Here is a 25787-nt window from a genome sequence, read left to right on the forward strand (position 1 = left end):
GTTAGCCATTATATAACGCCTAATAGTAACACGATGTAATGATAAGTACTTAATTACTTGCGTTTTGTTTATCCTTTATAAAAAGTTAGCAAATAGCATTGTTATTACTTAATTTACTAGAGCATTTTATTACATAAGGTTTATTATCTCCTGTGGGAGGTTGGCTATCTGTATCGGTTGCCAAAAAAGAGAAAGAAGCTGTCAAAAATTTAATCTTCGAGCTGGCGAAGATTTTCAATTTTTTATTGATTTGGTGTGGAGTATTCTTGTTCCTTTTGTTTTTTCTCCATATATTTGCTACCCCACTCTTTCATATTATGTCTAGAGTTGGGATAAAACTTTTCCTTGTGAGGTTAGAGAATATTCTACTTTAGGAGGAACTTTAACTTCTTTAAAAACTTCTCGGTGAATCATTTCATCCTCTTCCAATTCTCTCAGTTGTTTTGTCAATATTCTTTTTGAAATGCCCGGTAGCAGTTTTTGAAGTTCGTAAGACCTTCTTGTTTGCTTACTTAGTTGTCATAAAATAATGATTTTCCATCTCCTAGCTATTACATTTTGAGTAAGTGTTAAAGAACATATTTCTTCGAGTTCTGGGGGAGGCGTTTCTGATTGAAATTTAAATCGAGTCATAGTATTTTCTTCATAGTGTTTGTTCTTTGATCTGATCCATTACTTTAAAAAAGTTGTAGGATACGCTCTGTAAATAATAATAATTCCTATTTAATGTATTGTCGTTATCACAATGATAAGACGAATTTGGATCTGTTTTTATAGCGAGTTTTTAAAAAATCATGCGATTTCTTTGTGATTAATTAGATTTTATAGCTTGGTATTAGTGATTTTAATATATTCGCTTTCCCAGATGAGGCTAGATATTTTTGTTTACAAATAAGAACAATTACGATATAAGTGGGTTATACGATTTGAGGAGGAGCACAAATGATACAAAGGAAAATACCAGTAACGGTTCTAAGTGGGTATCTAGGTTCAGGGAAAACTACTATTTTAAATCATGTTTTAAACAATCGCGAAGGTAAAAAAGTAGCTGTAATCGTAAATGATATGAGTGAGATTAATATTGATGGGAGATTAGTGAATCAAGAAGCGAATCTATCTCGAACAGAAGAGAAACTCGTTGAGATGTCAAATGGGTGTATTTGTTGTACTCTACGGGAGGATCTACTATTGGAAGTAGAACGACTAGCAAAGGATGGAAGTTTTGATTATATCTTAATTGAATCTACAGGTATTAGTGAACCTATCCCTGTCGCACAAACCTTTTCCTATGTTGATGAAGAGCTGGGAATAGATCTGAGTCAGTTTTGTCGTTTGGATACGATGGTTACTGTTGTTGATGCTTATCGGTTTTGGCACGATTTCTCTTCTGGGGAAACATTAGTAGATAGGAAGCAAGGATTAGATGCAGAAGATCATCGTGATGTTGTAGATTTACTTATTGATCAGATTGAATTTTGTGATGTTTTGATACTGAATAAATGTGATTTAATCAGTGAATCGGAGTTGAAAAAATTAGAAGGTGTGATTCGTAAAATTCAACCGAAAGCACAAATCATTCACAGCATATATGGGAAAGTTGACTCGAATCAAATCTTAAATACGAATCGTTTTCATTTTGAGGAGGCTAGTCTTTCCGCTGGTTGGATTCAAGAACTAAACAAAACAGAACATACCCCTGAAACGGATGAATATGGTATATCTTCGATGGTTTATCGTCAAAGACGCCCTTTTCATCCAGCTCGAATGATGGATTGGTTTTCCAACTGGCCTGAATCTATCGTGCGTGCGAAAGGGATTGTTTGGATTGCAACACGAAATGAATTTGCTTTTCTACTCAGTCAAGCGGGTCCATCCATTCAACTAGGACCATTATCACATTGGATAGCTGCTTTGCCATTAGAGGAACAAGAGTGGTACAAAAAGGAAGATCCCGAACTATTAGAAACGTGGAATGAACCATATGGAGATAGAAAAAATGAATTTGTTTTAATAGGCGTAGATATGGATCAAGAGAAAGTGAAGGCGCAGTTAGATCAACTGCTATTAACAGATGAGGAAATGAAACAAGAATGGAGAACTTTTCATGATCCATTACCAAGTGAGGAACAGCGGATAGAGGAAAACGTTGTTTCTTGAGTACTTTTCAATCCTCACACTAATGAACCAGTGACCATTGAGCTAGGCTTGTTTGATGTTCATAGATGAGCTTGTTGCATTGTTCCATACAAAAGCGAAGATGCTCACGGATGAAGCGTTCTTTGTCGGTTAGGGGCGGCAGACGCGGAAAATGGAAGCATCAAGCGACTTCATAACACGTTAAGCTTTATTTATGCAATAACCTATAGACATAATAATTTGTTTCTACCATTCACTAATCTTAACTTGATAGGAATGGCCAGTAGAGCTCTACCATAAATCGCAAAGTAAAAATTTACTACATCGAAATATTATAAAAGGCCCTCTTAGAGGATTACAAAAGTCTATGAATGAGATGTACCTAATAATAAGAATCAATGTTATGATTAGTATAAACGCAGGTCGATCTCCAAGGAGAGCAGACAATGAAGAACCCGTTTATGCCCCTCATCATCGGGATTGTGGTTGCGGGCTAAGGAACACCCCGAAGGCGCTGCTGCATGTGCCGCTCTCGCTCTTTTCTTCTACATCCTCGGAGGCGGAAGCGGACGCCGCAACTCCTAAGTGTAGAACCCTGCTTTAGTTCTCTATTAAGAGCATTGCGACCATTTGAATCCTATGGTTCAAACGGTCGCCTAATTTTACTCACAAAAATGCGGGGTTTTCCCCATAGCCATCAAGCTAAGGAAAAATAGATTATCCACAAACAATTCCTGATAATGATTAAAATTTACAAAGCAATAGGAATACCGTATGATGAAAATACAAAGCCCGATGTACATCTCTCATACTAGGAGAAAGACATGCAGGTTGGCGTTTCTCGTCTTCCAGGAGAGAACAACTTCCAGCTTCGCTTCGGCGTTCCTGGCGATCGGACCAAGGGGAAGTCCTACTCTCTGTACGGAGCCACTTACAACCCCGAACTCCGGATGTTCACCCCCTCATCCACCAAGCGCAGCATGCGACTTGAGGACGAGGAGAGGAAGCACAAGAAGTTCTTGAACTGCATCACTATCTTCGTCGAGGAGAGCGCGGCTACTACTTCCCTCTCTCATGAGGAAGAATCGGTTGCCATGCATCCCAACTTCCTCGGTGCCGCATTCGACCAGACCCTCGTTCTTGGGTACAAGCTGGTAGATTCCCTGCCTCTTCGCTGGGCGCAGTGAGAGATCGAACAGCGGGACCCTGGTGTGGAGCACAAGTTGTTTCACACCACCCAATTCTAGAAAATACGCACACCAAACAAGCCTAGCTAGGCTTGTTTTTTAAATTATGCTACTTTCGCAATGGATAGGCTATACTCATAAACGTACCTCCCTCAAGCTCGACTCTTATAAAGCAAGAAAATTCAATAACAGTAAAAATCGACTACTATGACTTATTGAAAATAAGGCTTATCTAGCATCGCTTTGTTTCCTATACAAATATAAAAAATTGCAGTGTATTCTAGAGTGGTAGTAATTTCTTAAAATCTATTGCTTTATCAAAAAAAATTGTGTTAAATAATTGTATGCCTATTTTTATACTTTAAGGTTTAAATAGTATAAAAACATTCTATTTTAATCCCATCCATTCAAAAGGAGGGCAAATATGAAAGACGATAATGTTGTCACAAAAGCCGCTATTAGGATAGAATTTGGATGCGAAACCATTTTTGACAGTCTGAAGCAGTTTTCGATCGGATTTTATGAGGATATTAACTGGTTTTATAACTTATTTACAAAACACTAGGATATTCAAATCCAATTCTCTCTGAAAAAGTGTTTTTTTACGATTATCATATGGGAAGTTAAATTGACTAAATTTTCAACAAATCGTTATTAAGCTTAGCTCCGCTGTCTGGTAGGCATAGCTCACAGCTATGATCAGAATAAATATTAAAATATACAGTGTTCGTGTCATCAAATTAGTTGCTGTATGAAATTCAGTGGTCAAGTAGAAGAGGACGTGTTTAAGCTGAATAGAACAAATAAAGATACAATGGAAAATTGGAAGAGAAATATTATACTTTTTTTAGGAAGTCAGACGATATCACTGTTTGGTTCTTCTTTAGTGCAGTATGCAATCATGTGGCATATCACACTAAAGACGCAATCGGGTGTGATGATGACAATCTATATTCTTTGTGGTTTTTTGCCTACTTTTCTATTATCCCCATTTGCAGGAGTATGGGCAGACCGATATAATCGGAAAATTTTGATTGTCTTATCCGATTCCTTGATTGCGTTAGCAACACTGATTTTAGCTATTCTATTTTTTCTTGGGTATGATCATTTTTGGCTTCTCTTTGTCATATCTGCTGTTCGTGCACTTGGGGCAGGAGTCCAGACGCCAGCAGTTGGAGCCATTTTGCCGCAACTAGTGCCAGAAGATAAACTCACAAAGGTCAGTGGTACAAATGGGAGTATTCAAGCACTTATTATGCTTTTAGCTCCAATAGCAAGTGGTGCACTTTTGGGTTTTGTGTCCATTGAGATGATATTGCTGATAGATGTGATCACGGCAACAATCGCTGTTTTTATTCTATTTAAATTTTTGTCTATTCCAGTACATGCAAAAGCGGCGCAAGATCAATCCATCAGTTATTTCGATGATTTACAAAAGGGGTTTCACTATATTAAAGATCACCTCTTTTTGAAGCGATTCTTTCTGTTTTTCTCTTTGTATTTTGTACTAGTTGCACCTGCAGCATTTTTGACTCCTCTGCAGGTTACTCGTAGCTTTGGAGAAGACGTATGGCGTTTAACAGCCATAGAAATTACTTTCTCGATCGGAATGATGCTGGGTGGACTTTTGATAGCTTCTTGGGAAGGCCTTAAGAATAAAGTTCATACGATGGTTCTTTCGACGATGGTATTTGGAATTAGTACTTTTGCACTCGGAGTCATCCCTATTTTTTGGATTTATTTAGTATTCATGGGTTTAATAGGTGTAGCGATGCCCTTCTTTAGTACACCATCAAATGTTTTAATCCAAGAAAAAGTAGAGGAAGATTTTTTAGGAAGAGTATTTGGTGTCATAGGAATGATTTCTAGCTCGATGATGCCTTTGGGGATGCTAATTTTCGGTCCGATAGCAGATATCATTTCCATCGAAATTTTACTGATAGGTACTGGGTTGTTATTGTTCATTCAAGGGATCTTCTTACTTGGTGATAAAACGTTGATAGAAGCTGGAAAGTCAAATATAAAGGAGTCTAGGAATGAAGGTATGATAGATTAACTGCAGGATGCGCTGATTAGGTTAGTTGTAATGAGTGAGTTTGTACCATAATAGAATTATGTGATTCATAAACTACTGGATGCAGATATTTTCTTGATTGTATTAACCATTGGGGTATCTCATCTTAGGTGTCTGTTTTTAAATTGGATTCCGTCCTCCTCAGTCCATATAAGGGAGAAGGGAGATCCAATCTGTGATATCGAATGTTCAAGGAAACCCTTTGTTACGTGAAATTTGTTAGTAAGAAACCCCCATCTTAAAGCGTGAGCTAAGGTGAGGGAGGTCTATTAATATGAAATGATCGATTATTGGGAAAATGGGCCGTAAGAAATCAGAAGACCAATCTCTTAAGTGAGAGATTAGTCTTTCTTTCAACATCCTTCTTATAAAGGTGTAACGACTAAAACAAGAGGATGTTGGTGGTTAAATTTTTCGTTCCAAGAGACATCTAACTTAATCCATGTTTGACCCGTATCCTGAGAACGAAACAATCCTTTATTGCTTAGGGCAAAAAATACGCCTGCTTTAGATGGATGAGCTGCTAAAGTTGGAATTAGCGTCCCATCTGATGAAGGAAGTCCATTGGTTACTACTTCCCATGGTTGTTCTCCTTTTTTTCGATAGATCGTTGTATTAGCTTGAAATGGAGCATGGGCTTGTACAGGATTTTCTGCCGCACCAACAAGCAAAATGTCAGGATTTCCGGAATCTACAGCTAGCGTATATAGATATTGATGATGGAGACCTTCGTTTGGATAAAACCAAGTTGCACCAGCATCCCGACTCTCTGCATAGCCGCGTCCAGGCTGATGGAATCCATCTCCTGCTGCTACATAAATCCGTCCTGGTGCTTTGGAATGAACTGCAAAAGTATGCGTGTCTAAAGGACCATTAAATTTCCTGTCTTCCCAATGTTCGCCGCCATCAAGACTTCGTAAGAAGGCACCGAACTCAATAGCAGCAAACAGTTGACTTGAATTTACCGGATCGGCCTCGATCCAGCGAACGTGATGCGTATGAGGTCGAGGAGGATAACTCCAAAGCAGTCTGGACGGTAGGTTTTGAATCCCTTTGAATTCTTGCCAAGTGTCCCCACCATCTTCTGAATAGAAAATAGCACTTGGCTCCGTTCCTGCGTAAACCACACCATAACCTTGTTCTGACTTTTTCGTGCTAACTGTTAAGGACATAATATGTGGATAGGGAATGACGGTCTCTCTCAAGGGTTCCATAGCATGGGGTGCCCCAATTGGTTCCCAATTTTCCCCAGCATCTAAGCTTCTCCATAAGCCACGGCCATATGTTCCACAGTACAATCGATTTGTATCAAATGGGTCATATGTTAGACTGACAACTTCTAACCCTTTAAGGATTGTTTTAGTATTTCCCTGTTCTTCATCCACTTTAACTAGTTCATCTTGCATGGAGAAAAAAATCATAATTCTAACTCTCCTCTATATTTGGAAGATTTTTATGCAAAAATTACTGTACCTTAATAACAAATGATTATTTAAGAAAGAGATTTCAATACAGTTTCAATCGATTGGTCAATTAATAATTCTGCCTTTTCCTGACCTCCCAAAATATGACCAGCCATGGAAAGAGAAATGATACCATGCATAGCACCCCATATTATCCCGACTTTATTAAATGTTTCCTCGTTGGAAAGATCGGGGAATTGTTTCTGTAACAGTTCACAAACGATATATCCTATCTCCATTCCCTTTGGTTGAGTTTCTTCCACTCCAAAAGGAACGCCGTCAAGTCCATACATAATACGGTAGAGAGCTTTGTTTTCCCATGCAAACTTATAATATGATTTAATCATTGCATAAATAGATTCTTTAGGATTCTCCCCATGATTGTGATCTTTCATGTTTCTCGTTAAAAGAGCAATGCCTTTTCGAACCAAAGATAAAATTAAATCATCTTTACTTGAAAACAATTCGTATACTTTTTGTGTACTATATTCTATCCGATCAGCGATTTTCCGCATACTGACGGATGTCCATCCGTTGGCTTCCGCTATTTCCAAAGCTGCATTCATTATCTGCTCTTTTAATAGGGATTGTTGGTGTAAACGACGTTCTTTGTGGCCCATTACTCGTCTCCTTAATAACGATGTTATTTTTTATAACAATGTTATATTATTTGAATTTTAGATTAAAGTCAAGTGATTATATAATTATTGGTTATAAAACAAGAGACAACTTTGTAAATTAGTTGTCTCTTGTTCAGATAGAAAGCTTTTATTTTGCAATCATTTCATATTCTATATTGACTATTCTTACCAAAAAACCAAAAACGGTGGGTAACTTGTAATCTGCCATATTCATCGACCCAAATGTAAAAATGTTCATTTAAAGGCAAGCGTATGGAAAAATTTTTAAGCATGAGAAAGTTTCCTTCATCACCCATGCCGCCCCTTCTTGGTATAGAAGTTAATTGCAAAGATCCATCTACGCCATGTTCGAGTCGAAAGAAGGTTGCTCGATTTGATTTGTTTATTGGGAAAGTGATATTTAAATAACGTTCGTTGTTATGCTTATGATCAGAATATATACCAACAACAAATGTATCATCTGAATCTTGATAACTTAGTACCCAAGCGTGTAGTTTTTTGTTCCAATATTGCTCTTTATTGATCACACTGATGATTTCACTGTTCAATGGTATTATCGCTCCACCTGGAGAGGGAACGTTGGTTTGTTGTAATATGTTTGTCCAAATTCTATGTAATTTTTCAAAGAGCCAAGCAGCTTTTGTCCAACGAGCCTGAATCGCAACATCGTATAATGAAGTATTTTCAAAAAAAGATCTTACTTTTGGATGTAGTAGATTTGGGATAAAGTCGGCTCGTGCAAACTGATCCAGATTATACATGATACCTACATGGGATACTTTTGGATCTTCATATCCATTTCGTTGTAAGAAATCTTTCCCAATATATCTATCGCCATTTATATTAATTTGAGGAAGTTGATATATATTATTTTTTTCTGTCGGTTTTTGAAAATACCAACCAAAAATTCCTGATACAAATCCAATAGCTAATGGGATTTCATGATACCAGATCCATTGTTCAGCGTTTATCCAAGCGAGTTTCTGTAATTGGAGTATGCCCTGTATAACAGATAATACAGTCGTTATAACTATCACAACAGCAGATAGTTGTATACAAAGGTTGGTGACAGTATTCTTTTTTCTATATGTAAAAAACAAAATAACTATACATAATGATGCATATAGTGTAGATCCAGAGTCCAGCTTTTTGAACCCAAGGATCAGTAAGAATACCAATTCCAATGATAAGAGGACTAATGATTATACCTCTAACTGTCCACCGGTAAGAATGTCCTATTTTTCGATCAATAGGAATGGCACGTCCGGCTAATCCGACAAAAAGTGTTGACAGGACAGCAGTAAAATAAAAATGAATCGTGGTCATAAGAAGATGGTGACTAATTATTTTATCACTGGTAAAACAATATACACTGAGTGAAACTCCGCCTAAAAGTATATATAAAAAGCTAGTATCAATTGCGTTTTCCTCGATGATATACCAACCACGCTCGATAAATCTCCTTATTCCATAAACAAATAATCCTAGTGTATAGACAGCCCATGGTATGGAGAGTATTCCCGAAAGGATGCTTCCTGCCGAAAATAATAGAGTTATTCCTATTGTTACTGTTACATAAAGATGACTATTTAACAGTAAAGCATGATAACGTGAACTCCTCTCGTCACGCTTTATTGTAGGGATGAGAGAGAGTAGTATTGGTATGAAGAGAAAAATGGAGATCAATAGTATCTTTTCCAGACCATCCACAAGCAAAATGCAGATAATCCATAAAAAAGTAGAGATCCATAGATTTCTGGAAAAAGAAGTTTTCATTTGTTGTAAAAGTCCTTATCTCTTTTCTGAATAGTGTACCACAAAGAATATACAAGTAAATATAATAAACAAAAAACTTAAAGAAGAGCGAAAAAATTTTAATAAAATATACCTTTTTAGGGAGTTGTGCTTTGTTCTTGTTGTGGATATTGGAACCAAGAAATTGAAAGTGAAACTTGCGAAGTAGGAAGTACCAGATCTACAAGAAACACGATTACTAGCCGTAGGCACTACCATGTAGGTTTGATCCACTACCTGCTGTAGATGGGTTTACCTAGGACTCGTCCACCTAAGCGAAGTAGGTGGACGGAGCCTTTAAAGGAAGGTGTATTTGAAACGCATTTTTGTTATTGATGGATAAGGGTTGATTGTTGTTATAATTTTGATTGAATAACGGTGAGCATGATTTCTTCATCGATTAATTTGTCATATGTTTTTTCGATTTTTTTCAACCGGGATTTCTTTGCAACGCAAGACTCCAGAGAAAGTTTCTCTGTCTCAGATTCGATCACTTCTAGTTTCTCATCTACTAACTTTACTAATCTCATATATTCAAAAGGGTTTATTTCCTGTAGTTTACCAAGACGAATTTTGTCTAAGAGCGTATATAGCATTTGTCGATCGTTGAATGTTTGGATATACAGTGGATCTGATTGAGCATTAATGGAATGATCTTCTATTAACTGAAGATGCTTCGTTAAAAATGCAATATACTCTATGATTGGTTTTTGCAGGTATGACAGTTCTTCGAATGTTAATTTTGCTTTAGGTCTTTCTTTTCGCTTAGCGATGGTTATCATCCCCTTAACATTCTAACTATTTCTATTATATCAAGCGGAGGAACGGGCAGGGGAATGAAATCACTGTATCTTTTTTATCCCATTTTAGGGGTAGGGTAGGATATAGTAGAAGAAGTGTTTTGGAACGGATAAACGATGGAAAAAAGTATTTCATCGAGATAGAGGTTGTAAATAAGGTGGTTGTATATATGAATAATGATACTCTGCTATATTCATTTATTTTGGATTTAGCAAATGGAAAAGAGAAGTCACGTGTAAAAGTGGCAAAAACACTTTTAGTATCTACTGCGGAGGAGAGAGAAGAAGCTATTTTGCAAGGGACCAAAGCGAAAGATTTTAGGGTTCGTCGTATGGCTTTCGCGTTAATTGGTGAAATGCAGGATAAGAAGTTGGCAGGGCACATTCCAAAAGGATTACAGGACAAGCATTCTGATGTCATTCAAATGGCTATCTGGGCTATGGGGAGACTGAAATGGAGAGAAGGTGTTCCTGCTTTATCTGCGTTGTTATCCAAAGGATTTGGATTCAAGATTACGAAGACAATTGTTTGGGCAATTGGAGAAATTGGAGATCCATCTGCAGTTGAACAGTTGAATCAATTATTACAAGGAGCAAGTGCAAGATTAACAGAAGGAATACTAGTTAGTGGAATGAAATTAGGTCATCACACTTTTATCAAACTTATTCAATCGTTGGATTGTACCCAGGAATCTGTGCAAGCTGCTTTAAAAGATGCTTCTAGTGCAAGTGGGGATATAAGAGGAGCTTTTATTCGAGCTGTCGTCAGAACAAAGGAAAATAAGGTATTAGCGTCGTTATTAGGTGCATTACCTTATGTTACTTTTTATGATGCCGATTATAAACGATTAATGGATGATTCACGAGAAAACGTTCGGTTATCGGTCTGCCAATCCATTGCAAACTCCTTGTTACCTAAAAATATCAAGTTATCTTTTCTTATTAGCTTGCTTCGTGACCCGAGTAATGGAGTAGTTAAAACTGCTTTAAAGCATCTTTCTTCTTATTTAAAAGAAGACCAAGTGAAAAAAAGCATAGAGTCACTTAAAGCGAATCATCCTTCTCCAAAAATACAATACCTTGCACAAACTGTGATAGAAAGTGATGCTCAATTCCAGCATATCCAAGAGTTGACTCCAAAATGGGGTCGCTACATCTTAGAGACTCTACCAGGTTTAGAATCATTTGTCATAGAAGAAGCAACTTTACAAGGAATTACACTTCAAAAAGGCGTAGTAGGTGATGGTTGGATAGAAGTGATACAAGATGAAGCGGACTTGATGAAACTACGTTTGTTACATACCATCGTGCAAGTTCATGGCGTTTTATCTTTTACCGATGAAGAAAATGATAGTATTAGCATCAACCCTTATGTGAAAGATTACAACATAGATCAGTTAACCTCTCGTTTTAAGAAGATAAAAATAAAATCAACTGTATTCGAGACCGCTCTAGTTGTCACAGAGAAAGAAATGACACGACCGACTCGGAGATTACGATCAACTTCTCTTGATTGGAGAGTTGCCAGAGCAATGGTTTTGTGCTCCAAACCTTCTGATGGAGATGTATTTGTCGATCCGACTTGTGGATCAGGAACCTTGTTACTTGATCGTGCTGCCTTTGGGACCTATCGCACACTAAAGGGTGGAGATTTGGATGCAGAAGCCGTCCAAACAGCTGCTGATAACTTAAGCAAATATAATGATGTAGATGTACAAATCTGGGATGCTACTTCGCTTCCGTTAGAGGATAGCAGTGTATCTGTTATTGTATCGAATCTACCATTTGGTCGACGTGTGGGAGATCATGAAGCGAATGTTGCATTGTATCCACCATTTATGAAAGAAGTAAACCGAGTATTGGATGTCGGTGGAAGAGCTGTTTTATTGACGCAGGAAGTAAATCTATTTCATCATGCAGTAGCCTTGTATAAAAATAATTTTACCATGGAAATGGATCATCCTATCGAGATGGGCGGGCTTACACCACATATTATTGTATTAAAAAAGAAATAGATTCTAAGGGAAGTAGAAGGAAGATTTTTAAGTCAAGTATGTGTATATGTGCTAATAGTAGGAAACATAGCAAACTAATATAATTCGCATGATAGACTTGAGCTTAAATCAACTGCATAAAAACACCTAAACCAACCGAATGTAGAGAGAGCATCAACCGAAATCTTTCCTTTAGAAAGTTTTAATTGTAAAAAGCAAGGATTAGCATTTTGGGTGTTTTTGCCCAATGCCTTTGATTGTGAACTTACTCATGTTTTATCGTGATTAGGAATTAGGAAGAATTAATCTATGTTTTGTTTCCTCGAATCTTTCAACTAATATATCTGTTTGCATTATTATCCTATCTTTCGGTCAGGTGAACCGGCTCACCAAAAAACAAGCGGCCTACCGCATACGATGCGAAAAGAGCCGCTTGTTTTTCCTGCTATTTGTATATAGAGCACTTGCAGGATAAATCATTGTTGTTTTGTGGCCAAGATTCGGAACGTAACGCCGAATTTATCTGTTACATTACCATAAGCGGGACTGAAGAAATTTGCTTCTAGTGGATCATTCACCTGACCGCCTTCCTTAAGCGCTTCAAAATATCTAGTAGCTTGGTCTTTATCATCGGTTTGAATAACGATGGTCACTTGCGTTCCTTTCTGGTAGTTACTGCGAGTAAAATGATCGGATAGTTGAAGCTCTGTATCTCCAATTTTCAAAATGGCATAGTTGATCAAGTTTTTTTGTTCTGGAGACAGCGGGGATTCCGGATTTTCTTGCATATCGCCAAATCGCAATGTATAGCCAACTTTTGCATCTAGCGCTTTCACATAAAAATCGATGGCCTCATTAGCGCTGCCGTTCATTTCAAGAAAAGGGATAAAAATCGTACTCACTACAATCATCTCCTAAATTTAGATGTTTTTTACTGTGACATTGGTAGGCTTTTTACATATTGGCCGATTTTCCTTGTCATTAACTATGTCGTACATGAATGGAGAAACGTGACCGAATCTGTAAAATTTTTTTAGATGAGAAACTCAAAAAAGATTGTATGATTTGAGCATCTCTGTCACATTTACGGAGTTTCTTACGACATATAAGTAAAAAGGAAAAAATGAAGGAAGGAATGTGGCACAGCATGAACAATCACAATTGGCTTGTGGAGAAATTCGAGGCTCATCGAAATCACCTGCAAGCGGTAGCTTACCGGATGCTCGGATCTTTGAGTGAAGCGGATGACGCTATACAAGAGTCATGGATACGTCTTAGCCGCTCTGATACTAGTAGAGTTGAGAATATGGGAGGATGGCTGACAACAATCGTCTCAAGGGTATGTCTAGATATGCTGCGATCTCGTAAATCGAGGCGCGAGGAGCTTACGATGGATACTATACCTGAACCAGTTACCAGTCTCCAAGGCAGAAGCGATCCCGAACACGAAGCGCTGATGGCCGATTCTGTTGGTTTTGCGATGCTTGTAGTCCTTGAAAAATTAAATCCTGCTGAACGCATTGCGTTCGTGTTACATGATATATTCGCCTTGTCTTTCTCGGTGATCGCTCCCATCATTGGACGTAACGAGACGGCAACAAGGCAGCTTGCAAGCCGCGCACGTCGCCGGGTTCGTGGTGTCGAGTCGACTTTGAAAACAGCAGAAGCGGAGCTCAAACGAAAACGGGAGCTTGTAGATGCGTTCATTGCTGCATCGCGCAATGGAGACTTTGTGAAACTTCTCACCGTATTAGATCCAAATGTTGTACTCCGAAACGACACTGCATTTCCTCCAGCCTCCAATACGCCAGTTTTACATGGTTCACAAGCCGTTGCTAAAGCATTCGTTGGTCGTGCCCAAGGTGCGCAGCCGGTGCTCGTGAACGGATCTGTAGGGGTAGTCGTGGGTTCTTTTGATCGTCCTATCTTCGTGCTCGAATTTAAGATTGTGGATGGCAAAATCACTGAGATGGATATGACTGCAGAACAGGCACGACTTCGTCAACTCGATTTAGCCTTGTTGAACGATTAATTGACTGACAAACAAAGGAGCTAATAGAATAAAAAGAAAAAAACGTACTGTCGCTATCTCAGACAATGCGTTTTTTGTACTTTATTGGTAAATGATTGTTTTAGTAGTAGATAGCCTCAAACAAGAGAATGTCTACTAACACGCTATCCGTCCACAGTGAATGTAATTCCATGAGATATAGGAGTCTTTTGAAATTCATATAATAACTTTTCGAGGGATGGGCTCGTTGTGCTCCAAGTCTTTCTTTTATTATAATTGAAAAAGGTATGTTTTAAACGTTTTAATTAGTTGTATAATTCAATTAAATAAAGCTTGAACAGAACATCAAATTTTTAAAAAAGTACGAGTGAAGCAGTCATGAAGTTTAGGTGAATTTCGGAATTATTTTGTTAAAAATGGGTATAAAAAATATTTGATTTTTTCGTACATTTATTATATTTTGTTATAGGAAAAGATAATTTTAAAATGACTAGCGCACGCGCGCACTTCGATAGGAGAAGTGTGCGCTTTTTTCGTTTAAGAGGGAGGTTCTGACTAATATTATTTTCATAAAGCGCCATAACTTGCTCTTGTCCAATACTTTTCTATTAGTTTTCTTGCAGCATAGATTTTAAGGGGGATATTTTGATGTTAAAGGATCAACTTTGTTGGATAGATATCAAAACGTTAGATATGGATATGACCAAACAATTTTATCGCAAGTTTCTTGGATGGCAATTTAAAGAAGAAAGGCTATCCAATAGAATGTATACAAAAATATATCTAGCAGAAAATGAAATCGGTGGTCTTACTGATTTAAATTTACCCATTTTTGCAAAAGGAATCATGCCTCATGTAAGCTGTTATGTGGAAGTTGACAATGTTGATCAAATGGCGGTTCGAGTATTGGATCTAGGTGGCAAGCTTTTATTAGAGCCATTTGATGTAGGGGATCTCAGTCGAATGGCAACGATTCAAGATCCAACAGGTGCAGTGCTTACTCTCTGGGAGACTCAAAAGTTTCGAGGAATGAATGCAGACATTTCACGAGAAGGAGCACCCATCCGAATGGAACTTATGACGACAGATCTAACGAAAGCTGGTGCATTTTATTCGAAATTATTCAATTGGGAACTAGAGTCGAATATAAGTATTCCATTCAAAAGTAGAAAGCGATATCCTGCTAGCATGTCAGAGGTTACACCTAATATCACCGAATCCCAGTGGATCATCTGTTTTCATACTCACAATCTTGATAATAAGTTAGCAATCGCTCAATCACTTGGAGCGAAAGTAATGGTTCGTGCACAGGATACGAATGGAGAAGACAGTTTTCTATTAGCCTGTCCTGACGGTACAGTTTGTTCTATTATGGAACCAAAATAAAATTCAGGTATGAAAGATTGAAGAGCCGTTTCTTGAAATGGTTTCTTCCTAATATTTCTCAAAGTTAAAGAATTCATGACGTTTATGAGGAGGGGATCTTTTATGGATAACATATAGAGAAGGAGAATGATAGATGTAAGCGATGTATAGAAAACAACAGAAGTTTTCGAGGAATTAAAAACAAATAGGAATGAAGTGGATGAGTCAGGCTGACTTTATCTGCCTTAACTCATCCACCAGCTGAACGATTAGGAAATGCAGGAATTCCTTCCCAGTTGGATGAAGCATGATTTCCAGAGAATCAGGGTAATTTCCTAGGTCATCTCGAAGTTTCAGCGCATCCGTTATCACTTTTTCCAGCTTCCTAGGAGTGATCTCGATATCTGTATATGGGAGAGCAAGCGGCTTACCAGCAAATGTCTCCATGAGTCGCTTTAGAGTGGCGGAACTCAAGCGAAGAACCTTAGCTTTTTCACTTGAACGATTGACCTTAGTACAAGGGTAACGTAAGCCGCAGGGATGTGCATGATAACATTAAGATTACTCGTAGCAGCTTGTTCTGCGAGTTCTAGCAGCTCATTGCTAGCCTTCCTTTTCTTTCCCCAGAAATCCACCTTGTTTCCTTTCCTTGTGGGACGGTTCAGCAGGACATTCCTATTTTATAATAATAGTATGGAAATTAAAAATTAGGGTTGCGGATGGGCTGGGAATAGCGATACGTGATTTTATTCTGGGTCATGAAAGAATAGTTGGATTTGTCATGATTACAATAGCAATAATGATAAAACATGCTGCTGAAAAGCTTAGAGAGAAAATGGATCTATTTTCTTTTTGTAATTGTTCGACTGGATCATGTGACTTTAGAACTTTTTTGAGTTTAGCTTGCAATATTCCGATCCATGCACCGATTATGAGAAGTAAAGTAATGGATACAATAACCCAGAGCATAGAAGGAATTGTATGAAAGAAAGTAATCATTAGTCCTCCAGAAAACAATAATCCGATAATGGAATAGTGTCCAGTTCTAGTGAAGGACAATAAAAAAGATAGGTACGGAGCTAATCTTTCCTCAGATAAAGAAGTCAACTGTTTTACTTGCCAAGGAAGTACGATATATACACCAAGTAGTGTAGCGCTTATTACATGAATCACTAGTAAAATAGAATAATACATCTCATCCATCCTTTTTCATTTCTTTTTTATGATCCATTCCGCTAGAAGTAGATTAATGATCCAACATAACCAAACAGCAACTGTATAAGAAACACCGTATGAAAATGTAAACCCAAAATGGACAGTAGTTACCAAAATATAGATAGTCATGTTTGCATATGAAAGTGAAAAACTACGAATGATCCATCTTCTGTGTTTGTCGATATTTCTTTTTCGAATATGTATGTATCCAAGTAGAGTAGTAGTTAACCATAGCAATTCTAAAACGATGAATCCAAATGTACTTAACCATCCACCAGTTGCAAAAAAAGCAACATAGATTCCTGGTATGAAATTAAGGACAATGGACAAAACATAAATTCTTCCATTCCATCTGTGGAAGGAAGCAGGTGGGACACGCAGTTTTTTAACCAGCCCTAATGGTCCTGTCATTAATGCAACTACTGCCAGTATGATGTGTACTTGAATCATGGTTGTCCATAGATTCCCATTCGTTAAAATAACATCTTTACGAGATAAAAAAGATTCAAAGGTTGGATCGACCATAAAGTTTTTGGAAACTGTGTGTAATACCCACATTATTGCAATAATAAATAATAAAACAACCACATTTTTTTGTCTCATGTAAATTACTCCTAAGTAAATCGATAAGGTAATTTGGGAAATATTATAAAAAATGATATTCTCATCTTTTCAAATTTCCCTATTTTAATTCTATAAAAAATTAAAATTATAATGAATAGCTCTTATGGATCAAAAATAAGATGAATCAAAAGAAAGAGGTTTGAATCAATTGTTATTACTAAATTTCTAAAAATTAATTACGTCATCTAATCCCTTTTTTATATCCAGATGAGGGTAATAAGCAAAATCGGTGATATTTATGAAATGGAGACGAATAAGAAGGTATTTTTTCATCAAACCCAGCCTCTTCGTTTTTGTATGGATTATCTTTTCACTGTTTATACTAATGGACATATTGGAGGGATAATCCTATGTACTTTACTTTAGAAGAAATGAATATTCTTTCGACGAAGCTGGAGAAAGAAAAGATGGAAATATACAATCAACATAATCTGGAGTCATCACCAAACGATATTCACCATTTAGAGGTTATTTCTTATTTGCAGCAACGCCTCAGGGACCAAGAGACAGAGTTGTATGAGGAAGAAAAGCAATACTTGACCAGTTTAATTCAAGATGAAGTGGAGCATATTCATGGAGATGGTGTTCAAGTATACCAATCCATTTTAGATAAGATCCAGTAGGATTTGAAATGCTTAGGCAATGTATTAGCAATACATTGCCGTGATTGCTTTTATAGAGTGACTAGAGAATCGATTCTAACCTTTAAGAAATCAAAGGTTTTTTGTTTTGTATCGAATTTAACAAATAAAATGGTGGATGGTTTTCGAAGCGAGGAAGTGTTAGTTATTTTATAACGAATGCCCCCTCTTAACCCTCCCATGAATGTATGGGGGACCAAGAAGGGGCGAGGTGGACAGTGTTTCTGCCACCTTTTTGTAGCACTATGAGACGGGAACGATCTCCACCTTGACATGGAACACGTCACGGAGGTAGGCTGCAATTGCCTTCAGTCGCTCATCGCCAGGTCGGTAGGTGCCGGAGTTGGGGCTCAGGTAGACGGTGTACTCTCCACCCACCACATAGATCCAGATTTCACCAGCAAACCGTACGTCGTGGTCGTAACCTGAGATCAGTACATGCTTGGCCATAAGCCAATTGATGATCTTGCGGTCACGTCCGTTTCGGTTTTCGAGACGAGCAATGTGGATACCGGACCCGGTGACCACGAGGTTGTAGACGAATGCCTGTTCATGAGTGGGACCATTGCTAAGCCGCAGCATCTCGACGATTGCCCGTCGCGGAACATCCTTGTACTGATCGATGTCTCGAACCAGATGACGGCGGATCGCCCAGACAACCGGACGCGAGAACAGGATGTACCTCTTCAGCTTCGTCACCTTGTCGAGCTTCCCCGGGAATGCGGGAAGTGCATCCTGGAGTTCGGGAGCGGTGATCTGCATACCCGGTTCCGCACTGAAGATGGGACGCTGGCCAAGAATAAATCCAAGCCAGACCCCAAACCACGAAGGACGGCTGATACCAACAGTTGCGAGCTCTCCAGCTGCTGTCCAACGTTCGACAGACATACCATCAACCCGCTGGTTCGTGAGAAACTTCGGTGCAGATACTGCTGCGTGGCTGTTTCGGACGAGCTTCTCCTTGATGGTCTTCTCAACCATTCGGCAGAAGGAAGTGAACTCCTTCATCCAAACAGCCTGAAAGTGATCACTAACTTCGCGTCCTGCGAGGAGGATGCGGATGGATACCTTTTCGCCCTTGTATTCCAGACCGTGCTCCCAGATGAGGGCAGCGAGATGGGAAGGACGATACACACGCTTGAGTGACTTTCCACCACATGTGAAACCTGCGGCGGAGAGGACACGAGCGTTGGCGTTAGCACAACTGGCCGTCAGCCGGCCCTCCTGTACCTTCATTTCTCGCCGGATTGCATCAGTCGCCTCAGACGGCAGACCGCGAAGATCGAAGTAGACACCAGCCTGCATTCGATCGATCTTCTTCGCTACGTAGGAACGCTTGCGAAAGAACATGAATGCAGAGAACTTGTCCCACTTCCCTTCTTCCTTGCTGGGAAGCATGGTGAAGACGTTCGGTACTCCGAATCCGATGAAGACGGAGTTGTCATCGTGGAACACTGACTTCACTGCGCAGAACGGAAGACCAGTCCGCTCATCGACCTTTTCGATTTGACGGGAACGTGGACTACCAGCCGGGAACCGCGATGCCCCAAAACAGTAGGGGCGATCCGGCTGCCCTTCGGGAGTCCATTGAGTTCCATGGTGGTTTCCTCTCAGAGTGCTTGTGGATATAGATAAAAGTCTACACCCATGGAATTATTTATAAAATATTCATTCTATTTCGAACAAATCAACAATCACAAGCTTTGAGTGCTTCTCCAAATGATTATATTTTAAGTACTTGAACTTTGTTTTGGATGTATATAGATAAATCTATTCGTTAACACATGAAATAGGGTGGGGGACTAATGTTATAATAAAGGGATATCCCTATTTAGGACGGAGAGGAAATCTATGGAGACAAAAGCGGATAAAAACTTGCCAAATGAATCCTGCCATGTAGGAGAGGAAGCTCGTAAGAGCCATCACACGGATAAAGTTAAAAAGAATCTGATGAATAGGCTCAGTCGAATCGAAGGTCAAGTTCGTGGTATAAAAGGACTTATTGAAAAAGACACCTATTGCGATGATGTGTTAAATCAAATTGCTTCGATTCAATCTGCCTTAAACGGAGTTGGCAAGTTATTATTGGAACAGCATATGAAAACCTGTGTCGTGGAACGTTTTCAAGAAGGAGATGATGAGATTGTTGATGAGCTGCTTACTACGATAAATAAGTTGTTAAAGTAATGTCATGGATTAGCACATATAGCTAACTGTATTCGTCTTATATCTGAAATAGCGAAAGCAGTATTCATTTGTATACCTTCTTTTTACAAAGAATAAGATTTCTAGACTTAAATCCTTAATCTGATGAGCCATGATATTTCCCAAAGATAGCCACTGTGCAAATTATCATTCACCCCTTAAGAATATCTTCAATTCTCATATAAAAAAGGAAAGTTTTTTCAGAGAAATTCTTTGTTTCGTATAGTATGATAGATAATCAAATGATAAATCTATCTGGTTATATAGAAAGCTATTTTTTTGTGGGGAGATGAAACAAAATGCAATCAGAGAAAAATAAGAAAGGTCACATGGGATGGAGAATACTTGGCTATGTCCTTGTTGTATTGACTGTACTTTTATCAATAGGAGCAATCGTAAATCTAGCCAGTGGTTTTAATAGTTCCGATATAGCGGAGAGTATAGGGAAAGTTATTGGAGCTGTGTTATTTCCAGTTGCTTGTGGTTATTTAGCTCGTTATAGCTTGCGAAAATCACGAAAGTAGTAACCTTGCTCGCAGGCGAAGAAACCACTGTGGTAGTGATTGCAGTGGTTTCTGTGGTATTCACCTTCATGCGTCATAAAAATTTAATCCACCTCAATTTTGATTTTTGTTCCATTCGGATATTTCTCTACTTTATTAGAGAACCAAGAACCAGCTCCACGGTTTTCTTTTGGTTTGATATATCGAATATCTGCTCCTTTTCCCCCTTCTTCACACATTGCCATTGGAAATTCATCTCGATCATATCCCTTTTTTGTCGGGGTGTTTTTAAGTGATTCTTCCCGATTTTTTTTTGCCCCTTTTCTATCAATGGTGCAATTACTGGGTTTGCCAGCAGAAATGGCATCTTTTATATGGTCAGCTACAGTTGGATATTTATCACTGGGAAAATGCACAGTGACAACATTGTTGGATTTTGTTTGTTGTTTTGGATTATCATTCGGGATTTCAATCTTATGATTAATAGGTGATGGGTGATGGTGATCTGAGACGATGATGCTCATGAAAATACCACTAAAAAATATGAGTATAAGAATGATATTCCAATATTTTGTCATGAGATCCTCTCCTGATTTTAAATGTAAATAAAACCAAATATATAGATGGAGATGTTCCATATATCGAAATGGACACTATTCATTTTCATGAGTTATAATTATGAAGAATTACTAATAATATTTAAATAAAAGATAAATTGCGAATGAAAAAACGATAAACTATGGATATAAAATCCAATTAGTAGTAATGGTCGAATGAAGATGGTTGGAAAGTAGTGTAGAAGAAAAATAGGATATAGTTCTGTGCAGCTTTTTTTAACATTGATAGATTCGAAATAACATGTCGTAACATGGATTGTTATGTTATATATCTAATGTTTTATCTTCCAGTGTTTAGATGGTGTCTTCATTATTTGAATTATAATATATGTACTAAGAATGCAAAAAGAGTGGGTGGACACTCTTTTTTCGTATGTAATTAAAAAAGAAAATGATCGCAAATAAGAGAAAAATCTGATTTTAAAAATCTGATATTTAACATATTATTGAATTATAAAACTATTTATTTCAAATCAATTTTCTATTTTGTAATACAAAAATTTTATATCATTTTGAAGAGGGGACACCTTCGTGATGAAGAGAGCATCCAAGTTTTTGCAACTTCGAAGCAGTGTGCTGCAAGCGAATGGAGCACCAAAAACGAATATATCAAGAGGAAAACAGAGGGATCCAGCAGATATAAATTCTAGCATTTTATCGAATAAGCATAAGCAAGAGAGCTCATTTGGGAATAACCCATCTCGCGAAATAGTCATCGTTGGTGCTGGTTTAGCTGGTTTGGTGTGTGCATATCGATTGAAGAAAGCAGGTATACGGACGAAGGTTTTTGAAGCACAAAATAGAGTCGGGGGACGCTGTTGGACTGAGAGGAATTTTTTTGGGAACAATCAATTTTTTGAACATGGTGGTGAATTTATTGACAGCAATCACAAAGAGATTTTACGGTTGATTGAGGAACTAGGTTTATCTGTTGTAGATTCTACTCAAAAAGTCAGAAGAGATGATCGAACCTTTTTTTATATTAATGGAACGAAATACACCCATCACGAGCTTTCAGAAGATCTAAAGGAAGTATGGCCTAAAATAGTAGAAGGATTGCAACCAGATCAAAAAAGGCAATTGGATCACATTTCTATTTGGGAGTGGATTGATAAAAATATTCCGCTAGGTCACCAGTCGCAATTAGGCAAACTTCTTGATGTTGCTTATACGGAGTTGTTTGGAATGGATACGATGGAGCAGAGCTCCTTAAATCTACTTCAACTTTTAGGAAACCAAAACAAAGATCAATTTGTGTTATTTGGTATATCGGATGAACGTTATCGGGTTAGTGGAGGATCAGATCGTATTATTCAACGGTTAGTAGAAGAACTCGAAGATCAAATTATTCTCGAGAGTTCGTTAGTTTCTATCAAACACAATAGTGATGGCAGGTATACCTTATTATTTCAGCAGGATCATGCTATTTCAGAAGTTATAACAGATTATGTAGCATTGACTGTTCCTTTCTCCATCCTGCGTTCACGTGTTGATTATAAATATGCAGGGTTTTCTGAGAAAAAACGTCAAGTTATCGAAGAACTTGAAATGGGGAACAATACCAAAGCCCATCTGTTGTTTACAGAAAGATATTGGGGGTTATCAGAAGAATACTGTGATATTATCTCCGATATCGGTTATCACAGTATTTGGGATGCTACTTCGAGTCAAACAGGTAATACTGGAATATTATCTTATTATAACGGTGGAAAGAAAGCCTTATCTATTCAGCTTTCTGAGATTTTGGAACATACGGAAGCTCTATTCCCCTCGATCTTAAATTGCTGGATGGGAAAATCACATGTCGATCGTTGGGCTGAAAATGACTGGACAAGAGGTTCTTATTCCATGTATAAAGTCGGTCAATATACACGTTTTGGCAACTGGGAGCAACAGCGAGAACAAAATTGTTTTTTTGCAGGCGAACACACTTCTCGTTTTTCTCGAGGCTATATGAACGGTGCTGTGGAAACAGGAGAGCAAGTTGCACAACAGCTTTTGAGGGAGCTTCGGATATAAAAAAAGTAACCCATCTGGATTGGGTTACTTTTTTTTATATCCATTTTCACTTTAAAAGCCAACCGATTTCTAATGCTTGTACGAGCAATGTTGCTGTCGATTGGTTGGTTGCAAGTGGGATGCCATAAACATCACATAATCGCAAAAGAGCACTGATATCTGGTTCATGAGGCTGAGCTGTCAGGGGGTCTCGAAAGAAAAAGATTAAGTCCAAGTCACCCATTGCGATCAGTGAACCAATCTGTTGATCTCCACCGAGTGGCCCTGATTTCAATAGATGAATTTCAAGATTTGTCGCTTCCATGATCCGTTTTCCAGTTGTACCTGTTGCATATAGGGAGTAGGGTTGAAAAACAGCTTCATACTTTACCATAAATTCAACCATTTCTGCCTTCTTTTTGTCATGAGCCACTAATGCAATTTTCAATGGTAATCCCCCGTTTTTATTCATGTGGCAGTAAAGTTTAGGAGATGGAAATGTATAATGTAATCATTATACATGATGGAAAAGAGAAAAAAGAAGTTTTCAATAGGAGGATTAAAATTTGTTAACTAGCGGAGGATAGTGTAGTTACTTCCATAATTATGTATAAGTATTGTTCTTAATTTCATAAAAATATTACCAAATGGCTAATTTTAAGAAATTTCCCTTGACGCTAAACTATAATTTCATTAGTCTTATAAAGGTTAAAGAAATAAAATTATACAAGAAAGAAAGGAATGAAATGCTTTGGAATCTTATTTTCACTTGGAAACTCATACAAATGAAATGAGGAGAAGTATTTATCAAGAAGTGAAAAATATCCGACCCTCTGAACTGGAATCAACCACTCCAACTGGTCTCCCATATAGTGGGAAAAGGCAAAATTGGACAAAGTGGTTACGTGTAATTCCTTTTCTTAAGTTCTAGATATTTCCTTCGATTGCTTCCTCAATTCTCTGTTATTTGATCCTGTGATTTCCTAACATCTTCCCATTTAATTTACTAGAATAATAAGATATGAGATCGATAGAGACAGTAGATTTTAAGATATAGGAACAGATGTATTTGAGTCCTACTAATCTTAAATGCTGTCTTTTTATTTATTTTATATTGAAAGCGATTTCTTCTTTTATTTATTTTTAATCGATTAGTGGTAGTTTGTCAATCTTTTTTTGTAATTCTTTTATTTTTATTGTGGTTTTTACTTAGAGTAGTAGACGTTAAAGAAAAGAAGTTTGTTTCTGAAAGTCTATGGATTTTGGTATGGGATAAATTTAAAACTTATGATTATATTCCAAAGTAGCCAAATCCCTATACTTAAAGCATCATGTGGTCTTCTTCGTTAAACTTTGCTTCTAGTGATACTATTTCTACTGATCCGGATATCAATAAATTTTTCTCAGCACTGCTAGTTGCAAACTATTATCTGCTGGTGTACAGAAGAACTTGTACACCCTGCCAACAGACGAAAATAGTCAGCCGATTGATAGGGTAGACGATGATGAAAATGTATTAGGCAAAGCCAACTATGGAATGGGACTACGTAAATTTAAAATGGGTAACGTCACTATGTCGGGTAAAACAGGTGCAAAAGATGGTTACATGAATGGTGTTGGTGGAACCAACGATGGTCAGCGTTAAATGGTATATGCAATCAATTCCACGGATGCATAGAGTTCTGAGCAGTCTAAGCTAAGTCAACAGTTGATTGTATCTGCTTTTTTGGGAGCACAGACGAAATAAAACATATCATCGATATCCTAGTTTATGCCAGGATGCTTTTTTGTTTTGTGAAAGAGTAAAAGTTTTTGATAAACTGTAAATAAGCCTATTCTGGCAGACCAACACTCTCACTTAGGAGTCGCAGTGACCAAGCTTACTTTCCCGAAGTTCGAAGGGCTTCCCCAGTTCGAGGTGGAGACGGCTATCGGTACAGTTACCGTCCGCCCGCGTCCCTTGGAGTGGGATGAGGAGTTCGCGGAGAAGTTCACTCTGGCATACGATCAGATGGATCTCAGCTTCTACTTGGCCGAATCTGACCCGAAGCGAGGAGGTAAGGACGTAGCTGTTCAGCGTCACCTCATTATCCCTCGAGACGATTTCTACAAGGGGAAGCGGTTCTCCTTCGACTTCTTCAACTCAGAGGGAGAACTGATCGGAGGCCGTGCTGTCACCGACATCAACCTCGAGGAAGAGTCGTGCGCTTTCGGCTGGGCTGTCATGTGCGAGCAGTACCGTGGCAAGGGCATCATGCCTGCCGTGACTGCGGTACTGGCGGAGTGGGTTCGTGAGTACGGATTCCGTACCATCGAGGCACACATCCACGAGAACAACACTTCGTCACAGGATCACGTCAGCAAGATCGGCTTCGTGAACACGGGTGTTCGCAAGAAGGCTCCAGAAGGTGCTCCTGAGCATACCCGTGCCCGTGCCCATGCTCACTTCATCTGGGTCTATGACCCGAAGTAAGATCTGGTCACTCCTCAGAGCGTGTTCTCCCTATTATCATGAATTC

General features: G+C 38.3%; 25 protein-coding genes and 1 pseudogene. 13 read left to right on the plus strand and 13 right to left on the minus strand.

Annotated elements, in window-relative coordinates:
- Positions 1-242: 242 nt before the first annotated feature.
- Positions 243-633 (minus strand): annotated as a pseudogene (locus tag GSM42_RS21475) (winged helix-turn-helix transcriptional regulator).
- A 309-nt stretch (positions 634-942) separates the two neighbouring features.
- Between GSM42_RS21475 and GSM42_RS18475 the strand changes: the two are divergent.
- The 4 genes from GSM42_RS18475 to GSM42_RS18490 all read left to right on the plus strand — a co-directional run bounded on the left by GSM42_RS18475 (position 943) and on the right by GSM42_RS18490 (position 5379).
- Positions 943-2157 carry a GTP-binding protein gene (locus tag GSM42_RS18475; protein WP_160803025.1) on the plus strand — a complete coding sequence of 405 codons (1215 nt, stop codon included), beginning with the start codon at positions 943-945 and terminating at the stop codon, positions 2155-2157.
- An 803-nt stretch (positions 2158-2960) separates the two neighbouring features.
- The gene (locus tag GSM42_RS18480; protein WP_160803026.1) at positions 2961-3323 is read left to right on the plus strand and encodes a hypothetical protein; all 363 of its coding nucleotides are present in this window, start codon (positions 2961-2963) and stop codon (positions 3321-3323) included.
- Positions 3324-3747: 424 nt separating this feature from the next.
- Entirely contained in the window at positions 3748-3888 is a 141-nt protein-coding gene (locus GSM42_RS18485) for a hypothetical protein (protein WP_160803027.1), read from the plus strand.
- Between the two features lie 249 nt (positions 3889-4137).
- Positions 4138-5379, plus strand: a complete 1242-nt coding sequence (locus GSM42_RS18490) for an MFS transporter (protein ID WP_160803060.1) — start codon at positions 4138-4140, stop codon at positions 5377-5379.
- A gap of 383 nt (positions 5380-5762) precedes the next feature.
- Here the strand turns inward: GSM42_RS18490 and GSM42_RS18495 are convergent, their stop codons facing one another.
- From GSM42_RS18495 to GSM42_RS18515, 5 genes are all read right to left on the minus strand, one after another.
- Positions 5763-6818 carry a WD40/YVTN/BNR-like repeat-containing protein gene (locus tag GSM42_RS18495; protein ID WP_160803028.1) on the minus strand — a complete coding sequence of 352 codons (1056 nt, stop codon included), beginning with the start codon at positions 6816-6818 and terminating at the stop codon, positions 5763-5765.
- A 71-nt stretch (positions 6819-6889) separates the two neighbouring features.
- Positions 6890-7480: a TetR/AcrR family transcriptional regulator gene (locus GSM42_RS18500; RefSeq protein ID WP_160803029.1), complete on the minus strand. Its 591-nt coding sequence runs from the start codon at positions 7478-7480 to the stop codon at positions 6890-6892.
- Positions 7481-7644: 164 nt separating this feature from the next.
- Positions 7645-8601, minus strand: coding sequence for a hypothetical protein (locus tag GSM42_RS18505; RefSeq protein ID WP_160803030.1), 957 nt, complete (start codon positions 8599-8601; stop codon positions 7645-7647).
- Positions 8585-9277: a YndJ family transporter gene (locus GSM42_RS18510; protein WP_160803031.1), complete on the minus strand. Its 693-nt coding sequence runs from the start codon at positions 9275-9277 to the stop codon at positions 8585-8587. Before GSM42_RS18510 ends, GSM42_RS18505 begins: the two co-directional genes overlap by 17 nt.
- A gap of 374 nt (positions 9278-9651) precedes the next feature.
- Positions 9652-10077: a hypothetical protein gene (locus tag GSM42_RS18515; RefSeq protein WP_160803032.1), complete on the minus strand. Its 426-nt coding sequence runs from the start codon at positions 10075-10077 to the stop codon at positions 9652-9654.
- Positions 10078-10265: 188 nt separating this feature from the next.
- On the opposite strand from GSM42_RS18515, the gene GSM42_RS18520 reads away from it, so the two are divergent.
- Complete coding sequence (locus GSM42_RS18520) at positions 10266-12110, plus strand: HEAT repeat domain-containing protein (RefSeq protein ID WP_160803033.1); 1845 nt, start codon at positions 10266-10268, stop codon at positions 12108-12110.
- 455 nt (positions 12111-12565) lie between these two features.
- Here GSM42_RS18520 and GSM42_RS18525 read toward each other — a convergent pair whose 3' ends face one another.
- Entirely contained in the window at positions 12566-12991 is a 426-nt protein-coding gene (locus tag GSM42_RS18525) for a VOC family protein (RefSeq protein ID WP_160803034.1), read from the minus strand.
- A gap of 317 nt (positions 12992-13308) precedes the next feature.
- Here GSM42_RS18525 and GSM42_RS18530 point away from each other — a divergent pair, with 317 nt between their 5' ends.
- Positions 13309-14121 carry a sigma factor gene (locus tag GSM42_RS18530; protein WP_338055339.1) on the plus strand — a complete coding sequence of 271 codons (813 nt, stop codon included), beginning with the start codon at positions 13309-13311 and terminating at the stop codon, positions 14119-14121.
- A 627-nt stretch (positions 14122-14748) separates the two neighbouring features.
- Complete coding sequence (locus tag GSM42_RS18535) at positions 14749-15486, plus strand: VOC family protein (RefSeq protein ID WP_160803035.1); 738 nt, start codon at positions 14749-14751, stop codon at positions 15484-15486.
- Between the two features lie 204 nt (positions 15487-15690).
- On the opposite strand, the gene GSM42_RS18540 is transcribed toward GSM42_RS18535, so the two are convergent.
- From GSM42_RS18540 to GSM42_RS18550, 3 genes are all read right to left on the minus strand, one after another.
- The gene (locus GSM42_RS18540) at positions 15691-15939 is read right to left on the minus strand and encodes a hypothetical protein (RefSeq protein WP_160803036.1); all 249 of its coding nucleotides are present in this window, start codon (positions 15937-15939) and stop codon (positions 15691-15693) included.
- A 282-nt stretch (positions 15940-16221) separates the two neighbouring features.
- Complete coding sequence (locus tag GSM42_RS18545) at positions 16222-16659, minus strand: hypothetical protein (protein ID WP_160803037.1); 438 nt, start codon at positions 16657-16659, stop codon at positions 16222-16224.
- A 15-nt stretch (positions 16660-16674) separates the two neighbouring features.
- Positions 16675-17283 carry a DUF2306 domain-containing protein gene (locus GSM42_RS18550; protein WP_160803038.1) on the minus strand — a complete coding sequence of 203 codons (609 nt, stop codon included), beginning with the start codon at positions 17281-17283 and terminating at the stop codon, positions 16675-16677.
- A gap of 371 nt (positions 17284-17654) precedes the next feature.
- Between GSM42_RS18550 and GSM42_RS18555 the strand changes: the two genes are divergently transcribed.
- Positions 17655-17927, plus strand: coding sequence for a hypothetical protein (locus tag GSM42_RS18555; protein ID WP_160803039.1), 273 nt, complete (start codon positions 17655-17657; stop codon positions 17925-17927).
- Positions 17928-18188: 261 nt separating this feature from the next.
- On the opposite strand, the gene GSM42_RS18560 is transcribed toward GSM42_RS18555, so the two are convergent.
- The gene (locus tag GSM42_RS18560) at positions 18189-19400 is read right to left on the minus strand and encodes a hypothetical protein (protein ID WP_160803040.1); all 1212 of its coding nucleotides are present in this window, start codon (positions 19398-19400) and stop codon (positions 18189-18191) included.
- Between the two features lie 396 nt (positions 19401-19796).
- On the opposite strand from GSM42_RS18560, the gene GSM42_RS18565 reads away from it, so the two are divergent.
- A complete protein-coding gene (locus tag GSM42_RS18565; RefSeq protein ID WP_160803041.1) occupies positions 19797-20132 on the plus strand; it encodes a metal-sensitive transcriptional regulator in 336 nt (111 codons plus the stop codon).
- Between the two features lie 317 nt (positions 20133-20449).
- Positions 20450-20674 (plus strand): hypothetical protein, encoded by a 225-nt coding sequence (locus GSM42_RS18570; protein ID WP_160803042.1) that lies wholly within the window; start codon positions 20450-20452, stop codon positions 20672-20674.
- Between the two features lie 83 nt (positions 20675-20757).
- Here GSM42_RS18570 and GSM42_RS18575 read toward each other — a convergent pair whose 3' ends face one another.
- Positions 20758-21231, minus strand: a complete 474-nt coding sequence (locus GSM42_RS18575; RefSeq protein ID WP_275402178.1) for a NucA/NucB deoxyribonuclease domain-containing protein — start codon at positions 21229-21231, stop codon at positions 20758-20760.
- Positions 21232-21804: 573 nt separating this feature from the next.
- Between GSM42_RS18575 and GSM42_RS18580 the strand changes: the two genes are divergently transcribed.
- Positions 21805-23289, plus strand: coding sequence for a flavin monoamine oxidase family protein (locus tag GSM42_RS18580; protein WP_237446707.1), 1485 nt, complete (start codon positions 21805-21807; stop codon positions 23287-23289).
- A 46-nt stretch (positions 23290-23335) separates the two neighbouring features.
- Here the strand turns inward: GSM42_RS18580 and mgsA are convergent, their stop codons facing one another.
- Positions 23336-23716 (minus strand): methylglyoxal synthase, encoded by a 381-nt coding sequence (mgsA, locus tag GSM42_RS18585; protein WP_160803044.1) that lies wholly within the window; start codon positions 23714-23716, stop codon positions 23336-23338.
- Between the two features lie 1002 nt (positions 23717-24718).
- On the opposite strand from mgsA, the gene GSM42_RS18590 reads away from it, so the two are divergent.
- Positions 24719-24913: a hypothetical protein gene (locus GSM42_RS18590; protein WP_160803045.1), complete on the plus strand. Its 195-nt coding sequence runs from the start codon at positions 24719-24721 to the stop codon at positions 24911-24913.
- Between the two features lie 225 nt (positions 24914-25138).
- Positions 25139-25741 carry a GNAT family N-acetyltransferase gene (locus GSM42_RS18595; protein WP_160803046.1) on the plus strand — a complete coding sequence of 201 codons (603 nt, stop codon included), beginning with the start codon at positions 25139-25141 and terminating at the stop codon, positions 25739-25741.
- Positions 25742-25787 lie beyond the last annotated feature (46 nt).

The sequence above is a fragment of the Shimazuella alba genome, assembly GCF_009831235.1.
Lineage (GTDB): Bacteria > Bacillota > Bacilli > Thermoactinomycetales > Thermoactinomycetaceae > Shimazuella > Shimazuella alba.